Origin of the sequence: Streptosporangium sp. NPDC001681 (assembly GCF_040298085.1) — a bacterium.
In the GTDB taxonomy this organism is placed as follows: Bacteria; Actinomycetota; Actinomycetes; order Streptosporangiales; family Streptosporangiaceae; genus Streptosporangium.
On record NZ_JBEOZN010000024.1, the window covers coordinates 73,249 to 88,161 of the forward strand.

At 71.0% G+C, this 14,913-nt stretch carries 15 protein-coding genes; 6 read left to right on the top strand and 9 right to left on the bottom strand.

Translation table 11 applies throughout. The annotated features are described in order from the left end of the window. Positions 1–45: 45 nt before the first annotated feature. Both ABT130_RS14145 and ABT130_RS14150 read right to left on the bottom strand, forming a co-directional pair. On the bottom strand, positions 46–2,574 hold the full coding sequence (locus tag ABT130_RS14145; RefSeq protein ID WP_350955658.1) for a DNA translocase FtsK: 2,529 nt from the start codon (positions 2,572–2,574) through the stop codon (positions 46–48). A 105-nt stretch (positions 2,575–2,679) separates the two neighbouring features. Then, positions 2,680–2,847, bottom strand: coding sequence for a hypothetical protein (locus tag ABT130_RS14150; RefSeq protein ID WP_350955660.1), 168 nt, complete (start codon positions 2,845–2,847; stop codon positions 2,680–2,682). A 142-nt stretch (positions 2,848–2,989) separates the two neighbouring features. Between ABT130_RS14150 and ABT130_RS14155 the strand changes: the two genes are divergently transcribed. After that, on the top strand, positions 2,990–3,655 hold the full coding sequence (locus ABT130_RS14155) for a hypothetical protein (RefSeq protein WP_350955662.1): 666 nt from the start codon (positions 2,990–2,992) through the stop codon (positions 3,653–3,655). A 74-nt stretch (positions 3,656–3,729) separates the two neighbouring features. On the opposite strand, the gene ABT130_RS14160 is transcribed toward ABT130_RS14155, so the two are convergent. Together ABT130_RS14160 and dapA are read right to left on the bottom strand one after the other, a co-directional pair. Next, positions 3,730–5,415 carry a ribonuclease J gene (locus tag ABT130_RS14160; RefSeq protein WP_350913065.1) on the bottom strand — a complete coding sequence of 562 codons (1,686 nt, stop codon included), beginning with the start codon at positions 5,413–5,415 and terminating at the stop codon, positions 3,730–3,732. 164 nt (positions 5,416–5,579) lie between these two features. Then, entirely contained in the window at positions 5,580–6,506 is a 927-nt protein-coding gene (dapA, locus tag ABT130_RS14165; RefSeq protein ID WP_350913063.1) for a 4-hydroxy-tetrahydrodipicolinate synthase, read from the bottom strand. A gap of 550 nt (positions 6,507–7,056) precedes the next feature. Between dapA and ABT130_RS14170 the strand changes: the two genes are divergently transcribed. Beyond that, on the top strand, positions 7,057–7,782 hold the full coding sequence (locus ABT130_RS14170) for a GntR family transcriptional regulator (RefSeq protein ID WP_350955664.1): 726 nt from the start codon (positions 7,057–7,059) through the stop codon (positions 7,780–7,782). Positions 7,783–7,833: 51 nt separating this feature from the next. Here the strand turns inward: ABT130_RS14170 and ABT130_RS14175 are convergent, their stop codons facing one another. Together ABT130_RS14175 and ABT130_RS14180 are read right to left on the bottom strand one after the other, a co-directional pair. Beyond that, positions 7,834–8,304 (bottom strand): peroxiredoxin, encoded by a 471-nt coding sequence (locus tag ABT130_RS14175; protein ID WP_350913431.1) that lies wholly within the window; start codon positions 8,302–8,304, stop codon positions 7,834–7,836. A gap of 141 nt (positions 8,305–8,445) precedes the next feature. After that, the gene (locus ABT130_RS14180; protein WP_350955666.1) at positions 8,446–9,426 is read right to left on the bottom strand and encodes a DMT family transporter; all 981 of its coding nucleotides are present in this window, start codon (positions 9,424–9,426) and stop codon (positions 8,446–8,448) included. 106 nt (positions 9,427–9,532) lie between these two features. On the opposite strand from ABT130_RS14180, the gene ABT130_RS14185 reads away from it, so the two are divergent. The 4 genes from ABT130_RS14185 to ABT130_RS14200 all read left to right on the top strand — a co-directional run bounded on the left by ABT130_RS14185 (position 9,533) and on the right by ABT130_RS14200 (position 13,198). Then, the gene (locus tag ABT130_RS14185) at positions 9,533–10,930 is read left to right on the top strand and encodes an aminotransferase-like domain-containing protein (protein ID WP_350955667.1); all 1,398 of its coding nucleotides are present in this window, start codon (positions 9,533–9,535) and stop codon (positions 10,928–10,930) included. A gap of 66 nt (positions 10,931–10,996) precedes the next feature. Continuing rightward, a complete protein-coding gene (locus ABT130_RS14190; RefSeq protein ID WP_350955669.1) occupies positions 10,997–11,560 on the top strand; it encodes a CGNR zinc finger domain-containing protein in 564 nt (187 codons plus the stop codon). A gap of 132 nt (positions 11,561–11,692) precedes the next feature. Beyond that, on the top strand, positions 11,693–12,304 hold the full coding sequence (locus tag ABT130_RS14195; protein ID WP_350913053.1) for a GNAT family N-acetyltransferase: 612 nt from the start codon (positions 11,693–11,695) through the stop codon (positions 12,302–12,304). A 24-nt stretch (positions 12,305–12,328) separates the two neighbouring features. After that, positions 12,329–13,198 carry a 1,4-dihydroxy-2-naphthoate polyprenyltransferase gene (locus ABT130_RS14200; RefSeq protein ID WP_350913051.1) on the top strand — a complete coding sequence of 290 codons (870 nt, stop codon included), beginning with the start codon at positions 12,329–12,331 and terminating at the stop codon, positions 13,196–13,198. Between the two features lie 49 nt (positions 13,199–13,247). Here ABT130_RS14200 and ABT130_RS14205 read toward each other — a convergent pair whose 3' ends face one another. From ABT130_RS14205 to dapB, 3 genes are all read right to left on the bottom strand, one after another. Beyond that, entirely contained in the window at positions 13,248–13,688 is a 441-nt protein-coding gene (locus ABT130_RS14205) for a GNAT family N-acetyltransferase (protein ID WP_502992139.1), read from the bottom strand. A gap of 13 nt (positions 13,689–13,701) precedes the next feature. After that, positions 13,702–13,803, bottom strand: a complete 102-nt coding sequence (locus tag ABT130_RS47775; RefSeq protein WP_502992140.1) for a hypothetical protein — start codon at positions 13,801–13,803, stop codon at positions 13,702–13,704. Between the two features lie 176 nt (positions 13,804–13,979). After that, positions 13,980–14,717 (bottom strand): 4-hydroxy-tetrahydrodipicolinate reductase, encoded by a 738-nt coding sequence (gene dapB, locus ABT130_RS14210; RefSeq protein WP_350913047.1) that lies wholly within the window; start codon positions 14,715–14,717, stop codon positions 13,980–13,982. Positions 14,718–14,913 lie beyond the last annotated feature (196 nt).

Consider the following 14,913-nt stretch of genomic DNA (forward strand, 5'->3'; position numbering starts at 1 on the left):
CCGGACGGGAGGTGTGCGGCGGGGGGTCCGTTCCCTCCCGGTGTGTCATCCTCCACGCAGGTCGGTCAGCAGGCCGGGGAGCTCGTCGGGCTTGACCATGACCTCCCGGGCCTTCGAGCCCTCGCTGGGCCCGACGACGTTCCTGCTCTCCAGCAGGTCCATCAGCCGGCCCGCCTTGGCGAAGCCGACCCTGAGCTTGCGCTGGAGCATCGAGGTCGAACCGAACTGGGTGGTCACGATGAGCTCGGCCGCCTGGATCAGCAGGTCGAGGTCGTCGCCGATGTCCTCGTCGATCTCCTTCTTGGAGGTCGCCACGGCGGCCACGTCGTCGCGGTACTCGACGGCCATCTGGGCCTTGCAGTGCCCGACGATCTCGCCGATCTCCTTCTCGGAGACGAACGCGTTCTGCAGCCGCATGGGCTTGCTGGCGCCCATCGGCAGGAAGAGCGAGTCGCCCTGGCCGACGAGCTTCTCCGCGCCCGGCTGGTCCAGGATGACCCGGGAGTCGGCCAGCGAGGAGGTGGCGAAGGCCAGCCGGGAGGGGACGTTGGCCTTGATCAGCCCGGTGACCACGTCCACCGAGGGGCGCTGGGTCGCGATGACCAGGTGGATGCCGGCCGCGCGGGCGAGCTGGGTGATGCGGACGATGGAGTCCTCGACGTCGCGCGGGGCGACCATCATCAGGTCGGCGAGCTCGTCGACGATCACCAGCAGGTAGGGGTAGGGCTGGTAGACCCGCTCGCTGCCCGGCGGCGGCACCAGCTTGCCGGTACGCACCGCCTTGTTGAAGTCGTCGACGTGCCGGAAGCCACTGGCGGCCAGGTCGTCGTAGCGGCGGTCCATCTCTCCGACGACCCACTCCAGGGCCTCGGCGGCCTTCTTGGGATTGGTGATGATCGGCGTGATGAGGTGTGGAATGCCCTCGTAGACGCTGAGCTCGACCCGCTTGGGGTCGACCAGGACCATGCGGACCTCGTCGGGGGTGGCCCGCATCAGGATCGAGGTGATCAGACCGTTGACGCAGACCGACTTTCCGGCGCCGGTGGCACCCGCGATGAGCAGGTGCGGCATCTTGGCGAGGTTGGCCACTATCGTGCGCCCCTCGACGTCCTTGCCCAGCCCGACGATCATCGGGTGGTGGTCCGCCTGGGCCACCGGGGAGCGCAGGATGTCGCCCAGTGAGACGAGGTCCTTGTCGGTGTTGGGGATCTCCACGCCGATCGCCGACTTGCCGGGGATCGGGGACAGGATCCGGACGTCGGCCGACTTGACCGCGTAGGCGATGTTCTTGGTGAGCGCGGTGACCTTCTCGACCTTGACCGCCGGGCCGAGTTCGATCTCGTAGCGCGTCACCGTCGGCCCTCGGGTGAAGCCGATCACCTGGGCGTCGATGGCGAACTGCTCCATCACGCTGGTCAGCGCGTTGACGACCACCGTGTTGGCCTTCGTCTGCGGCTTGGGGGCGGTGCCGGGGCGCAGGAGCTGCGGCTCGGGCAGGGTGTAGGGGCCCGCCTGCGGGGACAGGACGAGCTGCTCGACCTTGCGCGGTGCCGGGGTCGGGTCGGGAGGCTCGGACGCGTCGGCCCTGACCTGTGCGGATTCGGCCTCGTCCACCAGGCCGGGCACGATCTCCGGGGAGTGGCCTCCGAGCCCTACCGGCGACTCGGCGACCACGGGCGTGTCGTAGGGCTTGACGTGGTCGCCCAGCTCGGCCCCGCCGGAGTCCGGCTTCTTGCGGGTGGTGGGCCGCTTCCTGGACGCCCGCGGCGCGCTGGGCAGGTCGCGATTGAAGAGCATGTGCCTGATCTCGGCCAGCCGCTCGGGAACCCGGTGCACCGGGGTGGCGGTGATCACCAGAATGCCGAAGCCCGACAGGATCAGCAGCAGCGGGATGGTGATGAAGGAGGGCAGGATGCTCGCCGGGGGCGCCGAGACGATGAAGCCGATCATGCCTCCGGCGGCCGCCACCTTGTCCATGCCGTCCGAGCCGCCCCCCGAGGGGTACGGCGTGTCGTGAACGACGTGCACGACACCGAGCACACCGATGGTGAGGGCGGACCACCCGATGATCATCCGGCCGGTGTCGGCGTTCTGGTCGGGGTGACGCAGCAGCCGCCAGGCCAGCAGCACGAGCAGGATCGGGACCAGCCAGGTCAGCGATCCGAAGACGGCGCGCATGACCTCGTCGACCACCGTGGAGACCGTGCCGGTGTTCTCCCGCCAGGTCATGGCCGCCAGCACGATCGCCCCGGCGAACACCGCCAGGCCGAGCCCGTCGCGGCGGTGGACGGGGTCGAGTTCGCGCGCGTTCTGCCCCAGGGCCCGCGCGGCGCTGCCGATGCCTCCCGCGAGGAGCATCCAGATGCCCATGAACAGCTTGCCGATCATGGTGAGAACCCAGCTGATCGGGTCGTGCTGCGGCGAGGCCGGCCTGCGGGCCGCACCCGCACTCCTCCCCCGGTTGGCGGACGCCCGCCGAGCGGGGGCCGTACGGGCCTGGGAGGCGCCCGAGCGACCGGGGGAGCCCTTGCCGGGGGGCTTTCCTGAGGAGCCTTTAGACGTACGGGTGGCCATGCTAGGGAGGTTAACGAGACGGGTGGTGGATTGCTCGCCGACTCGCCGGGGGGGGTGCCCCCCTCACCCGATCTTTCACAAAATCAGCTGATATCTCATGAACAGTTATGACTCGATCCGGGAGGGCATCCGGTAGAGCCTGCGCCCCTCCAGCTTGTCGACGTAGACCGCCTCGTCCCCGCCGCGGCCGGCGAAAATCGCCTCCGGCACCGCCGGCGCCCTGTCGATGGAACCGCCTTCCCTGACCACGGTCGTGGGCCTGCTGGTCAGCACGCCGACCCGCCCCCGTCGACTGCCGGCAGGTGCCCGTCGGCGCAGACGTCCGGACAACGACTCCCTCCGGAGCCAGAACTTTCCCCGCCCGACCCGGGTCCCACATGTATCGGATCACCACTGAACGGATGAGAGACGAGACATGACCGGCATGACACGGACGGCGATCCGCCTGGCGGCGGCGGGCACCGTCCTCGCGACCGTCCTCGCGGGCGGCACCGCCCTCGCCGAGACGGGGAGGGCGGGCGGGAAGATCCCGCGGGACTTCCTCCTGCACGAGCCGGAGGCCCGCAGGCCGGTGCGGTACCCGGACGCGGAGGAGTGGAAGATCAGCAACAGGCCGACCAAGAACCTCGGATTCAACCCGTGCGACCTGAGCAGGCCCGTGGACGGCGGCCGGGTGGCCACGCGGACGGTCGACTACCACGCCCCCGAGTTCCACCGGGGCGAGCAACTGGTGATCTACCGCTCCACCGGTGCCGCGCGCGGCGCCATGGCCGGCCTGCTCGCCCAGGTCGACAGGTGCAAGCGCGTCAAGTCCGGCTCCGTGGTCTTCAAGGCCTCGGCGCGACCGGTCGTCGGCATCGGGGACCAGGCCGCGCGGATGTCGGTCCAGGGCTACGACAGGAGCGGGCGCCCCGTCGTCGGCGGCCGGCGGGCCGTCGTCGTCCGCGAGGGCCGCGCCCTGGCGATCTACATCCATGGGGGCGAGTACCACAGCGAAGTGAGCGACGCCCAGTTCACCGAGCAGTTGAGGGACGCCAGGAAGATGGCGGCCAAGGTCTGCTCCCTGCCCGGCGTCTGCTGACCCGCCCCGACCGGCGGGGAGGGGGCACCCGAGTCCGTACGACGACCGGTGCGGCCGCCGTACGGAGGTGAGGATCAGACCTCGATGACGACCGGAACGATCATCGGGCGGCGGCGGTAGGTGTCGCTCACCCAGCGCCCCACGGTCCTGCGGACCACGCGGCGGACCTGCTGGATGTCCACCACCCCGTCGGCCGCGTTCTCCTGCAGCGCCCGCTCCACCTGCGGCAGGATGTCGTCGAACATGGCCGGGTCGATGCCGGACCCCCTGGCGTGGATCTCCGGGCCTCCGGCGAGCTTGCCGGTGGCGGTGTCCACCACGATGACGATGGAGATGAAGCCCTCCTCGCCCAGGATGCGGCGGTCCTTCAGCGCGAAGTCGGTGACGTCGCCCACCGAGGTGCCGTCCACGTAGACGTAACCGGCGGGAACCGCGCCCACGATCTTGGCCCGGCCGTCGACCAGGTCCACCACGACGCCGTCCTCGGCGATCACGATGTGGTCGTCCGGCACCCCGGTCAGCGCGGCGAGCTTGGCGTGCGCCCGCAGGTGGCGCCACTCGCCGTGCACCGGCATGAAGTTGGACGGTCGCGTCAGGTTGAGCACGTACAGCAGCTCGCCCGCGGCGGCGTGCCCTGAGACGTGCACCTTCGCGTTGCCCTTGTGCACCACGCGGGCGCCCCAGCGGGACAGGCCGTTGATCACGTTGTTGACCGCGGTCTCGTTACCCGGCACCAGCGAGGAGGCCAGGAGAACCGTGTCGCCCTCGGCGATCCGGATCGGGTGATCGCGGTTGGCCATCCGCGACAGCGCCGCCATCGGCTCGCCCTGGGACCCGGTGCAGATCAGCACCACGTCCTCCGGCGGCCAGCCCTCGATCTCCTTGGAGTCGACGATCAGCCCCGGCGAGACCCTCAGATAGCCCAGGTCGCGGGCGACGCCCATGTTGCGCACCATCGAGCGACCGACCAGCGCGACCTTGCGACCGTGCTTCTCAGCCGCGTCGATGACCTGCTGGACGCGGTGGATGTGGGAGGCGAAGCTCGCCACGATCACGCGCTTGCCCGCCGTGCGGACGACCTCGTCGATGACCGGCGCGATCTCCCGCTCACTGGTGACGAAGCCCGGCACCTCGGCGTTGGTCGAGTCGGACATCAGCAGGTCGACGCCCTCCGCGCCGAGCCTGGCGAACCCGCCCAGGTCGGTCAGCCGCCCGTCACTGGGCAACTGGTCCATCCTGAAGTCACCGGTGTGCAGGACGATGCCCGCGGGGGTCCTGATCGCGACGGCCAGCGCATCCGGGATGGAGTGGTTGACGGCGAGGAACTCGCACTCGAACGGCCCGAACCGGTGCCGCTCTCCCTCCACGACCTCGCGCTTGACCGGCTGGATGCGGTGCTCGGTGAGCTTAGCCTCGATCAGCGCCAGCGTCAGCTTGGACCCCACGACCGGGATGTCGCGACGCTCGCGCAGCAGGTACGGCACGGCACCGATGTGGTCCTCGTGCGCGTGGGTCAGGATCACGGCCTCGACGTCGTCCAGGCGGCCCCGGATGTACTCGAAGTCGGGCAGGATCAGGTCGATGCCGGGCTGGTCGGGCTCGGGGAACAGCACCCCGCAGTCGACGATCAGCAGACGGCCCTCGTACTCGAACACGGCCATGTTGCGGCCGATCTCACCGAGGCCGCCCAGCGCGACGATGCGCAGGGCGCCTTCGGGCAGCGCGGGCGGCGGCCCGAGTTCGGGGTGGGGGTGACTCATCAGGCCACACCTCTCTCAGAGGTCTCACATGCGGCAAAGGCCCCCGTGGACAGCAGGACTACTCCCTCGCCGAGCACCCCGTCCCCTAGCGGACCAGTGTGTCTTCTTTCTCGCAAACTCTCGTTCCTCCCGGATGCGGCCGGTGAGGGCCGCGGTCGTCGCTCTCATGTCACAACTTCGTCGGGCAGCTTCACACCGCCCGTGATCAAGTCTTCGCGCAGCCTGGCGAGCTGCTCAGCGGTCGCCTCCACCAGAGGCGACCGCATCGGTCCCGCGGGCTGCCCCACCAGGTTCAACGCCGCCTTCGCCATGATCGCGCCACCGGCCTGCATCATGATCCCGGAGACCACGGGGAGCAGCCGGCGGTGGATGGCGAGCGCACCCGCCGCGTCCCCGGAGCGGTACGCCTCGATCATCGCGGCGATCTCCGCGCCCGCGACGTGGCCGATCACGCTGACACATCCCACGGCCCCCACCGACAGCCACGGCAGGTTGAGCGTGTCGTCGCCCGAGTAGTAGGCGAGGCCGGTGGACGCGATGACCTGCGACCCCTCGAACAGGTCGGCCTTGGCGTCCTTCACCGCGACGATCCGCTCGTGCCCGGCGAGCCGCGTCAGCGTCTCCCTCTGGATCGGCACACCGCTGCGACCTGGGATGTCGTAGAGCATGGCCGGCAGGGCCGTGGCGTCTGCCACTGTACAGAAGTGACGGTAGATCCCCTCCTGGGGGGGCTTGCTGTAGTACGGCGTCACCAGCAGGAGACCGTGGGCTCCGGCGCGCTCGGCGGCTCGGGCCACCTCGACACTGTGGTGCGTGTCGTTGGTGCCGGCTCCGGCGACGACCGTGGCGCGGTCACCGACCGCCTCGACGACGGCGCGCAGCAGGCGCTCCTTCTCCTCGTCCGTGGTCGTCGGGGACTCTCCCGTGGTGCCGCTCACGACGAGGCCGTCGTTGCGCTGCTCGTCCACCAGATAGGTGGCCAGACGACGCGCTGTCTCGTAGTCGACCGCTCCGTCACTCGTGAACGGCGTGACCATGGCGGTCAGCATGCGGCCGAAGGGGGCGTCGTAGGTTCCAGTTGGCGCTGCCATAGACCGAACGCTACCTGGATCCGCTGAAACGGTGGACCCCGCCACCCCGCCTAACCTCCGTCCACCGATGGGCCCAAGAGTGAACATCCCCCCGAGGTGCCCGCTGCACACCGTACACGCGGATATACGACACCGTGGCGAGGGACTCCGATCCGCACTCGCCGCGGGGCCCCGGGCCCGCCACACGACCGGAAGCGTCCGCATCGATCCAGGCAGAAGCGAGATGACCTGGGGTGATCAGGGGCCGGGATCGACATCCAGAACTTCCCGCCCGGTTACATAGCTAACGATACTTTTGTCCACTTCGGTGGCGACAGGGAATTCCTTGAAGGAAAAAGAGGCCGCCGATATGTGCTCGGGGGTACACACATCGACGACCTCTACCGTTGAATCGGCGCTCCTTACGCGGGCGTTACACGGTCTCTGAGATATTTTTGGGCACTTCTGGGAGCGGCACGCAAAGTTGGAGTTCCAAATCTCCACCATCACCCTGCGTTGCGCATCGAATACGACAGGATGGGACAACGCCCCAGAACCCAGGGATGGACACGTGGCAAGCTCCGATCCTGTCTACCTGCGCGTCGTCGCCGACATCCGGCGCCAGATCGTCGACGGCTCCCTTCCCCCCGGCTCCCCGATCCCCTCTCGCGCCCAGCTGACCAGGAAGTACGGCGTGGGCGAGACCGCCGCCAGGCACGCGCTGCGCGTGCTCACCGCCGAAGGCCTGATCGTCGGCCGCGTCGGCTCGGGCCACTACGTGCGGGAACAGCCGGCGCTGCTCCCGCTGCACCGCTGGCGCTTCCACGACCACCACGCCCCCTTCGCGGCCGACATCCGGTCACAGGGCACCCGGGCCACCTGGGACTGGCGGGCCGAGCCCGCCGACGCCACCCCCGACATCGCCCACCGCCTCCGGCTGGACGAATCCGCCCCGCTGACCCGCACCCGCTACCTCTTCCGCGGCGACGGCAAGCCGATCCAGCTGGCCACCTCCTACGAGCCCGCCGAGTTCAGCGAGCCCGTCACCGAGGAGAGCCCGCGCAGCCTGGTCGCCCGCCTGTCCGCCTTCGGCGTCAAGATCACCGAGGTCGTCGAGCAGATCCACACCCGCGTCCCGCAGCCCGCGGAGAGCGACGCCCTCGCCCTGCCCGCGGGCGTCAACGTCCTGCACGTCGAGCGCACCCACTGGGCCGGAGACCGCCCGGTGGAGACCAGTGACATCATCATTCCCGGCGATCGCTTCCGCCTGGTCTACTCCCACCCCCTGCACCCCTGAGAGACCTCGGCCACCGCCCTGCCCGCGCCTTTCGCCCGGACGGACGAGCGGTCAGGGGTGCGGACGGGAACGCAGCACCTCCAGGGCGCGGTCCGCGTGGGCCTCCATGTGGGTCTCACTGTGGATCACTTCCAGGAGGCGGTGGTCCTCGTCGACGACGAAGGTCATCCGGCGGGTGAGGAAGGGCCCCACCGCGACGGTACGGCGGGCGCCGAGGCGCCGGGCGACCGCGCCGTCCGGGTCGGACAGCAGCGGAAAGCCCAGCTGGTTGGCCTGGGCGAACCTCGCCTGCCGGTCGACCCCGTCACGGCTGATTCCGATCCTGGTCGCCCCCACGGCGGCGAAGTCCGCCGCCAGGTCGCGGAAGTGACAGCTCTCGGCCGTGCATCCCGACGTCATGGCCGCCGGATAGAAGAAGAGCACCACCGGCCCCTTGGCCAGAAACTCACTGAGCCGCCTTCGCGTGCCCGTCTCGTCGAGAAGCTCGAAGTCCTCGACCATGTCTCCCACCGCGAGGTTCATGCCCACGGGTTGTCTCCCTACGCCGTCGGAGGGCCTCCGCTCGCACCGCCGGGATCCTCCCGGCCAGAGCGGAAGCCGATGTTCCGCCCCCATTCTCCGGCGAATCACCGACGGCACAACAGGGCCCGCCCACCTCGGTTCTCAGGAGCGGGATCGCTGCGTCAGGGCCACGCACGCGAGGACCACCAGTGCCGCCGCGATCGTGACCGGTCCGACCGACTCGTCGAGCAGCAGCCAGGCCCAGAGCATCGTCAGCAGCGGCTGGGCGAGCTGGGTCTGCCCGGCGCGGGCGATGCCCCCCATGGCCAGGCCCGCGTACCAGGGGATGAAGCCGAGGAACATCGAGACCAGCCCGGCGTACGCGAACCCGGCCAGCGAGACGGCGTCCGGCCGCATGTCGGTGGTCAGCGCCAGCGTCACCGTGATCGGCACGGTCAGCGGGGCGGCGACGACGAGGGCGTGGGAGATCACCCGCCAGCCGGGGGTCTCGCGGGACAGGCGCCCACCCTCGGTGTAGGCGACGGCGGCCGACAGCAGGGCGCCGACGAGCAGCAGGTCGGCCCCGGTGATGTGACCGCCGCCGACACTGAGGGTGAAGGCCGTGATCGCCACGGCCCCGAGACCGCAGGACACCCAGAACAGCGCTCTGGGCCGCTCCCCGGCCCGCAGCACCGCACAGGCGGCGGTGGCCGCCGGCAACAGCCCGATCACCACGGCGGCGTGCGAGGTGGAGGCACCGGCGTCGAGTGCCAGACCGCTGAAGAGAGGGAAGCCGAACACCACGCCCGCCACGATCACGAGGTACGACCGGAGCTGCGACCTGGGCGGCAGCAGCGGCGCTCGGGCCACGAGCAGGAAGGCGACCGCCGCGACGGCGGCGATGGCGGCACGTCCGATCGCGACCAGGTAGGGGTCGAAGCCCCTCATCGCGAAGACCGCCGAGGGGAACGATCCCGAGAACGACAGCACCCCGAGCCCGGCCAGCAGGGTCCCCCGCCGCGCCCTCGCCGTCTTTTCCCGCTCGCCCGGCTGCGCGCCACCGGATGGCGCCGCTCCGGCCGGTCGACGGCCGGCGCCTTTACGGCCCTGGCGCGTTTCTCCCCGCACTATCGCGCCGGGCACCGTCACAACCGTCACATCGGAGGACACGAGTCCCGCGACCGTGGATTCGCCCGGAGTGTCGCCGACCGCTACTCGATTTGGCACGATAGCGCTACTCTTATCTCTCATGAATGACGATAGCAGTATTGCCCGATTGGCCGCCACGCTGCGCGACGAGATAGGGCGACTCCGCCCCGGCGACAGGCTACCGTCGAGCCGTGAGCTGGTCCGATTACACAACGTGAGCCCTGTGACCGTGTCGCGCGCGATCGGCAGGCTCGCCGCCGAAGGACGGGTGATCACGAAACCCGGTAGCGGCGCCTACGTGGCCCCGGCGATCACGCACGGTGGTGACGACACCGACATGTCCTGGCAGACGGTGGCGCTCGGCGACCGAATGGTGGACGACAGCGGGGTCAGCGGCCTGCTCGCCTCCCCGCCGGAAGGAGTCATCCCGCTCACCGGCGGCTATCTCAACACGGCCCTGCGCCCCTCCGGCGCCCTGTCGGCCGCCGCCTCCCGCGCGCTGCGGCGGCCCGACGTCTGGGCGATGCCACCCCTGGCCGGCGTGTCCGAGCTGCGCAGGTGGTTCGCCCGGGAGCTGAGTGGCGACATCGCCCCGTCGGACATCCTCGTCGTCAGCGGCGGGCAGGCGGCGCTCGTTCACACCTTCCGCGCCCTCGCCGCCCCGGGCACACCCCTTCTCGTCGAGACACCCACCTATCCGGGCGCGCTGGCCGCGGCACGGGCCGCCGGGCTCCGCGCGACGGCTGTTCCCATGGACCGCGACGGGGTCAAACCCGAGCTCCTGGCGGAGGCGTTCGCCATCACCGGGGCGCGGGTCTTCTTCTGCCAGCCGACCCTGCACAACCCCACCGGCGCGATCCTGCCCCTCGAACGGCGCGAGCAGGTGCTGGCGGTCGCCCGCGCCGCCGGGGCCTTCGTGATCGAGGACGACTACGCGCGCTACCTGACCTCGGCCCCGCCACCGCCGCCCATGGTCACCCTGGACACCCACGGCACGGTCGTGCACATCAACTCCCTGACCAAGGCCCTGTCACCCAGCGTGCGGGTCGCCGGGATCGTCGCCAGGGGCCCCGCCGCACGACGAGTACGGGCGAACCAGCTCGTGGAGTCGTTCTTCGTGGCCAGGCCGCTCCAGGAGACCGCCCTGGAGTTCGTCAGCTCGCCCTCCTGGCGACGCCACCTGACCGCGCTGAACACCGAGCTGACGTTCCGCAGGAACACCCTCGCCACCGCCCTGACCACCCACATACCCACCGCCGAGATCCACCTCGTCCCCCGCGGCGGCCTGCACATGTGGGTACGGCTGCCCGACGACCAGGACGAGGACGCCGTGGTGGAGGCGGCCAAGAGGGCGGGCGCCCTGGTGAGCCCCGGGCGCATCTACTACCCGGCCGAGCCTCCCGGCCCCCGCATCAGGGTGACCCACTCGGCGGCCGTCCACCCGGCCGAACTGGTCGAGGGCGTCCGCAGACTGGCCACCGCCCTGGTCGCCTCCTGACCTCTCGCCCCGGTGGGAGAGATAGGGAATTACAACCCCCTAACGACGTACAGTGGTTGCGAAGAGGTGAGTGAAGACATGGACAATCCCGCCGACCTGGTGATCGACTTCGTCAACACCTACGACGTCGAGAGCGACACCGACTCGATCCCCACCCCCGCGGCGCTGGCCGCCTGGCTCGGTGGGCGGGGCCTGATCCGGCCGGGAGAGGTGGCCGACGAGACGGATCTGGCGACGGCCGTCGGCCTTCGCGAGGGCCTCCGCGCGGCGCTCCGGCACGACCATGACCGTCCCGGCGGTGCGGACGGCCACGGGGCCGGGCTACCGCGGGCGTTCGCCGCTCTCCCGCTCAGGGTCACCCTGACCGCCGACGGGCCGGTGCTCGAACCGGTCGTGACGGGAGTGCTCGGCGGGCTGGCCGAGATCGCCGCCGCCGTGATGGGCACCCACGCGGGCGGGATGTGGTCGCGCCTGAAGGTCTGCGCCGAGAGCACCTGCCAGTGGGCGTTCGTCGACTCCTCCAAGAACCGTTCACGCTCGTGGTGCTCCATGAGGGTCTGCGGCAACCGCACAAAGACAAGGGCATATCGGGCCCGTCGGCAGACAGAGCCGGGTTCACGTCATCTCTGAGTCGGATTCCCCGATACGGTGTAAGAGCCTGACTCACGGATCCACCCGCCTGATGCCCGCTCGCGTGGCACGAGATCCGCGAGACAGCGCGTTCCGAGGCGACGGCAGACGGCAGAGAAGGAGCGGGCCGAGATGGCAGACGTAGGCGTGCGGGCGGCTCGGCACGAGGATGTCGCCGCGGTGACGAGCACCCAGATCCGCGCCTGGAAGTACGGCTACCGGGATTTCCTTCCCGAAGGACCGCTGGAGCAGATGACCGGCCCGGCGGCCGAGAACATGTGGCGGCAGCAGTGGGACGACGCGATCACCTCGCCGCCCAGCTCCCGGCACCGCGTGCTGGTGGCCGTGGAGCAGGTGGTCCTCGACACCGACGCCTTCCCCGCGCTCGGCCCCGGCGGCATCGAGGCCATGGCGGCGATGCAGGGCGCCGAGAAGGTCGCGGGCCTGGCCTCGCACGCCCCGGCAGAGGACCCCGACCTCGACCCGACCACCGCCGGCGAGATGCTCACCTTCCTCATCGACCCCGACCACGTCCGGCGCGGTCACGGCAGCCGGCTGCTCAACGCCACCGTCGACTACCTCCGTGACGACGGCTACCACACCATCGTGACCTGGGTGTTCGCCGACAACTACGCGGTGCTCGGCTTCCTGGAGTCCGCCGGCTGGGGTGCCGACGGAGCCGAACGGGTCATCGACATGGGCCGCACGGTGCGGATGATCCGCCTGGCGACCGACATCAGCTAGAGCCGGAGAGGAACACCGCACCCCATGGCCACCCCGAGCCAGTGGATCGCCGGAGCACGTCCACGCACCCTTCCCGCCGCCGTCGTCCCCGTCGCCATCGGCACCGGAGTCGCGGTCGGATACGGCGGAGGGGTGTGGTGGCGGGCCCTGCTGGCCCTGTTCGTGGCTCTCGCCCTCCAGGTGGGCGTCAACTACGCCAACGACTACAGCGACGGGGTGCGCGGCACCGACGAGGGCCGGGTCGGCCCGATGCGCCTGGTCGGCTCGGGTGCCGCGCCGCCCCGCCAGGTCCTCGCCGCGGCCCTCGGGTGCTTCCTCGCCGCCGCGGTGGCGGGGCTGGTGCTCGTCGTGGCCACCGGGGCGTGGTGGCTGCTGCTGGTCGGCGCCGTGGCGATCGCCGCCGCCTGGTTCTACACCGGCGGTTCCAACCCGTACGGCTACCGCGCGCTCGGCGAGATCTCGGTGTTCGTCTTCTTCGGTCTGGTCGCCGTGACGGGCACCACGTACGTCCAGCTCGAATACCTGCCTCCGCTCGCGGTGGCGGCGGCCGTCCCGGCCGGCCTGCTGGCCTGCGCGATGCTCGTGGTCAACAACCTGCGCGACATCGTGACCGACGGCCCGGCGGGCAAGCGCACCATGGCCGTGGTGCTCGGTGATCGCCGCACCCGCGTCCTCTACACCCTCTGCCTGGTGCTGCCCCTGCTGATCGCCCCCGCGCTGGCCCCCTGGCAGCCGTTCGCGGCGCTGGCGCTGCTCGCCGCCCCGCTCGCCGTCGCCCCGGTGAAGGCGGTCCGGGCGGGCGCCACGGGCCCGGCGCTCATCGCGACGCTCCAGCAGACGGGCCGCTTCCAGCTCGGGTACGGGCTGCTGCTGACCATCGGCCTGGCGCTCTGACCCGCTCGGGGATGCCTTCCCTGCTCCTGCCCGAGAGGCGACGGGCGGCTCAGAGGACGCGGCGCATCACGACGCGGGGAGCGATCTCGATGCCCAGCTCCCGCTCGTGGCGCACCAGCTCCGCCATCTCCGGACCCCACTCGGCGGGGTCGAGCACGGCGAACCCGTGCCGGGCGTACCAGGGGGCGTTCCAGGGCACGTCGCGGTAGGTCGTCAGCGTCACGGCGGCCAGACCGGTCGAGACCGCGTGGTCGCAGACGGCCTCCAGCAGGCACCCGCCGACTCCCCGGCGCCCGTGGTCGGGATGGACGGCGAGCTGGTCGAGGTGGAGCTGCCCGTCGACCAGGCCGACCATGGCGAACCCGATCGGCGGGTCACCCGCGACGAGCACCCGACCGGGGTCCTCGGTCTCCTCGATCATCGTGGTCCCCGGCGGGAAGGTGATCCCGACCTCGGCGAAGATCCCGTCGGCCGCGACCTCCACCGCCACCAGCCCGGCCAGCTCATCCGACCGCGCCCAGCGGACCTCGGTCGCAGTCGAAGATCGAGTGCTTGTCATGGAACCGGAGGATACCGCGGCACCGCGCGCAGACCATGAGGGTCATCCGGTGGGACCTGCCCACCTCCTGCCGGAGCTCGGTGCCGTGACCAAGCGGTCAGGCAGGCTCGGATCCCGTCGTGGTCGCGCGACGAACGGCCCCCCGGGGCCCCTGGGAGCCCCGGAGGGCCGAGGAGCGGCGCGGCGAGGACGTGTGTGGTGCACCGGGCCTCGTCACACCCGTCAGAGGTCGAGAAGGGGCTCCAGGCCGACGGTCAGGCCGGGGAGCTCACGGACCCGGCGCACGCCCAGGAGCACGCCGGGGGTGAACGACGAGCGGTTCATCGTGTCGTGGCGGATGGTCAGGATCTCTCCGGCGCCGCCCAGGATGACCTCCTGGTGGGCGATGAGCCCGGCCAGCCGTACCGCGTGCACCCGCACCCCGTCGACGTCGGCGCCGCGGGCCCCGTCCAGCTCCGTGCTGGTGGCGTCGGGCATCGGCGCGGAACCCGCCTTGCGCCGGGCCTCGGCGATCAGCTCGGCGGTGTGGCGGGCGGTGCCCGAGGGCGCGTCCGCCTTGTTGGGGTGGTGCAGCTCGACGATCTCGGCGGACTCGAAGTAGCGGGCGGCCTGCTGGGCGAAGTGCATCATGAGCACCGCCGCGATGCCGAAGTTGGGGGCGATCAGCGCGTTGACGCCCGGGTTGGCGTCCAGCCAGCCCCTGACCGTCGCCAGCCGCCCGGCGTCGAAGCCCGTGGTGCCGACCACCGGGTGGACCCCGTGGGAGATGCACCACTTGAGGTTGTCCATGACGACGTCGGGGTGGGTGAAGTCGACCACCACCTCGGCGCGCTCCAGCTCCTCGATCGGGTCGCCCTGGTCGACCGCCGCGACCAGCTCCAGATCGTCCGCCGCCTCGACGGCCTTGCACACTTCGACACCGACGCGCCCTCGGGCGCCGAGAACTCCAACCCTGATCACGGCCCCAAGGCTATACCGTGCGGGCCCGCCGGACTGTCGCGGACCACCGGGTCCGGAGAGCCGCCCCGGAGACGCGGACGGCCCCGGCGCGGGACCAGGCCCGAGGGCGCGGGCGAGCGGGGCGGGGGGCGCCCCCAGCAGCCCCGGAGGCGCGGGCCGGCGCGGATAGGGAGGGGGGGGGGGGGGGGGACAGTGG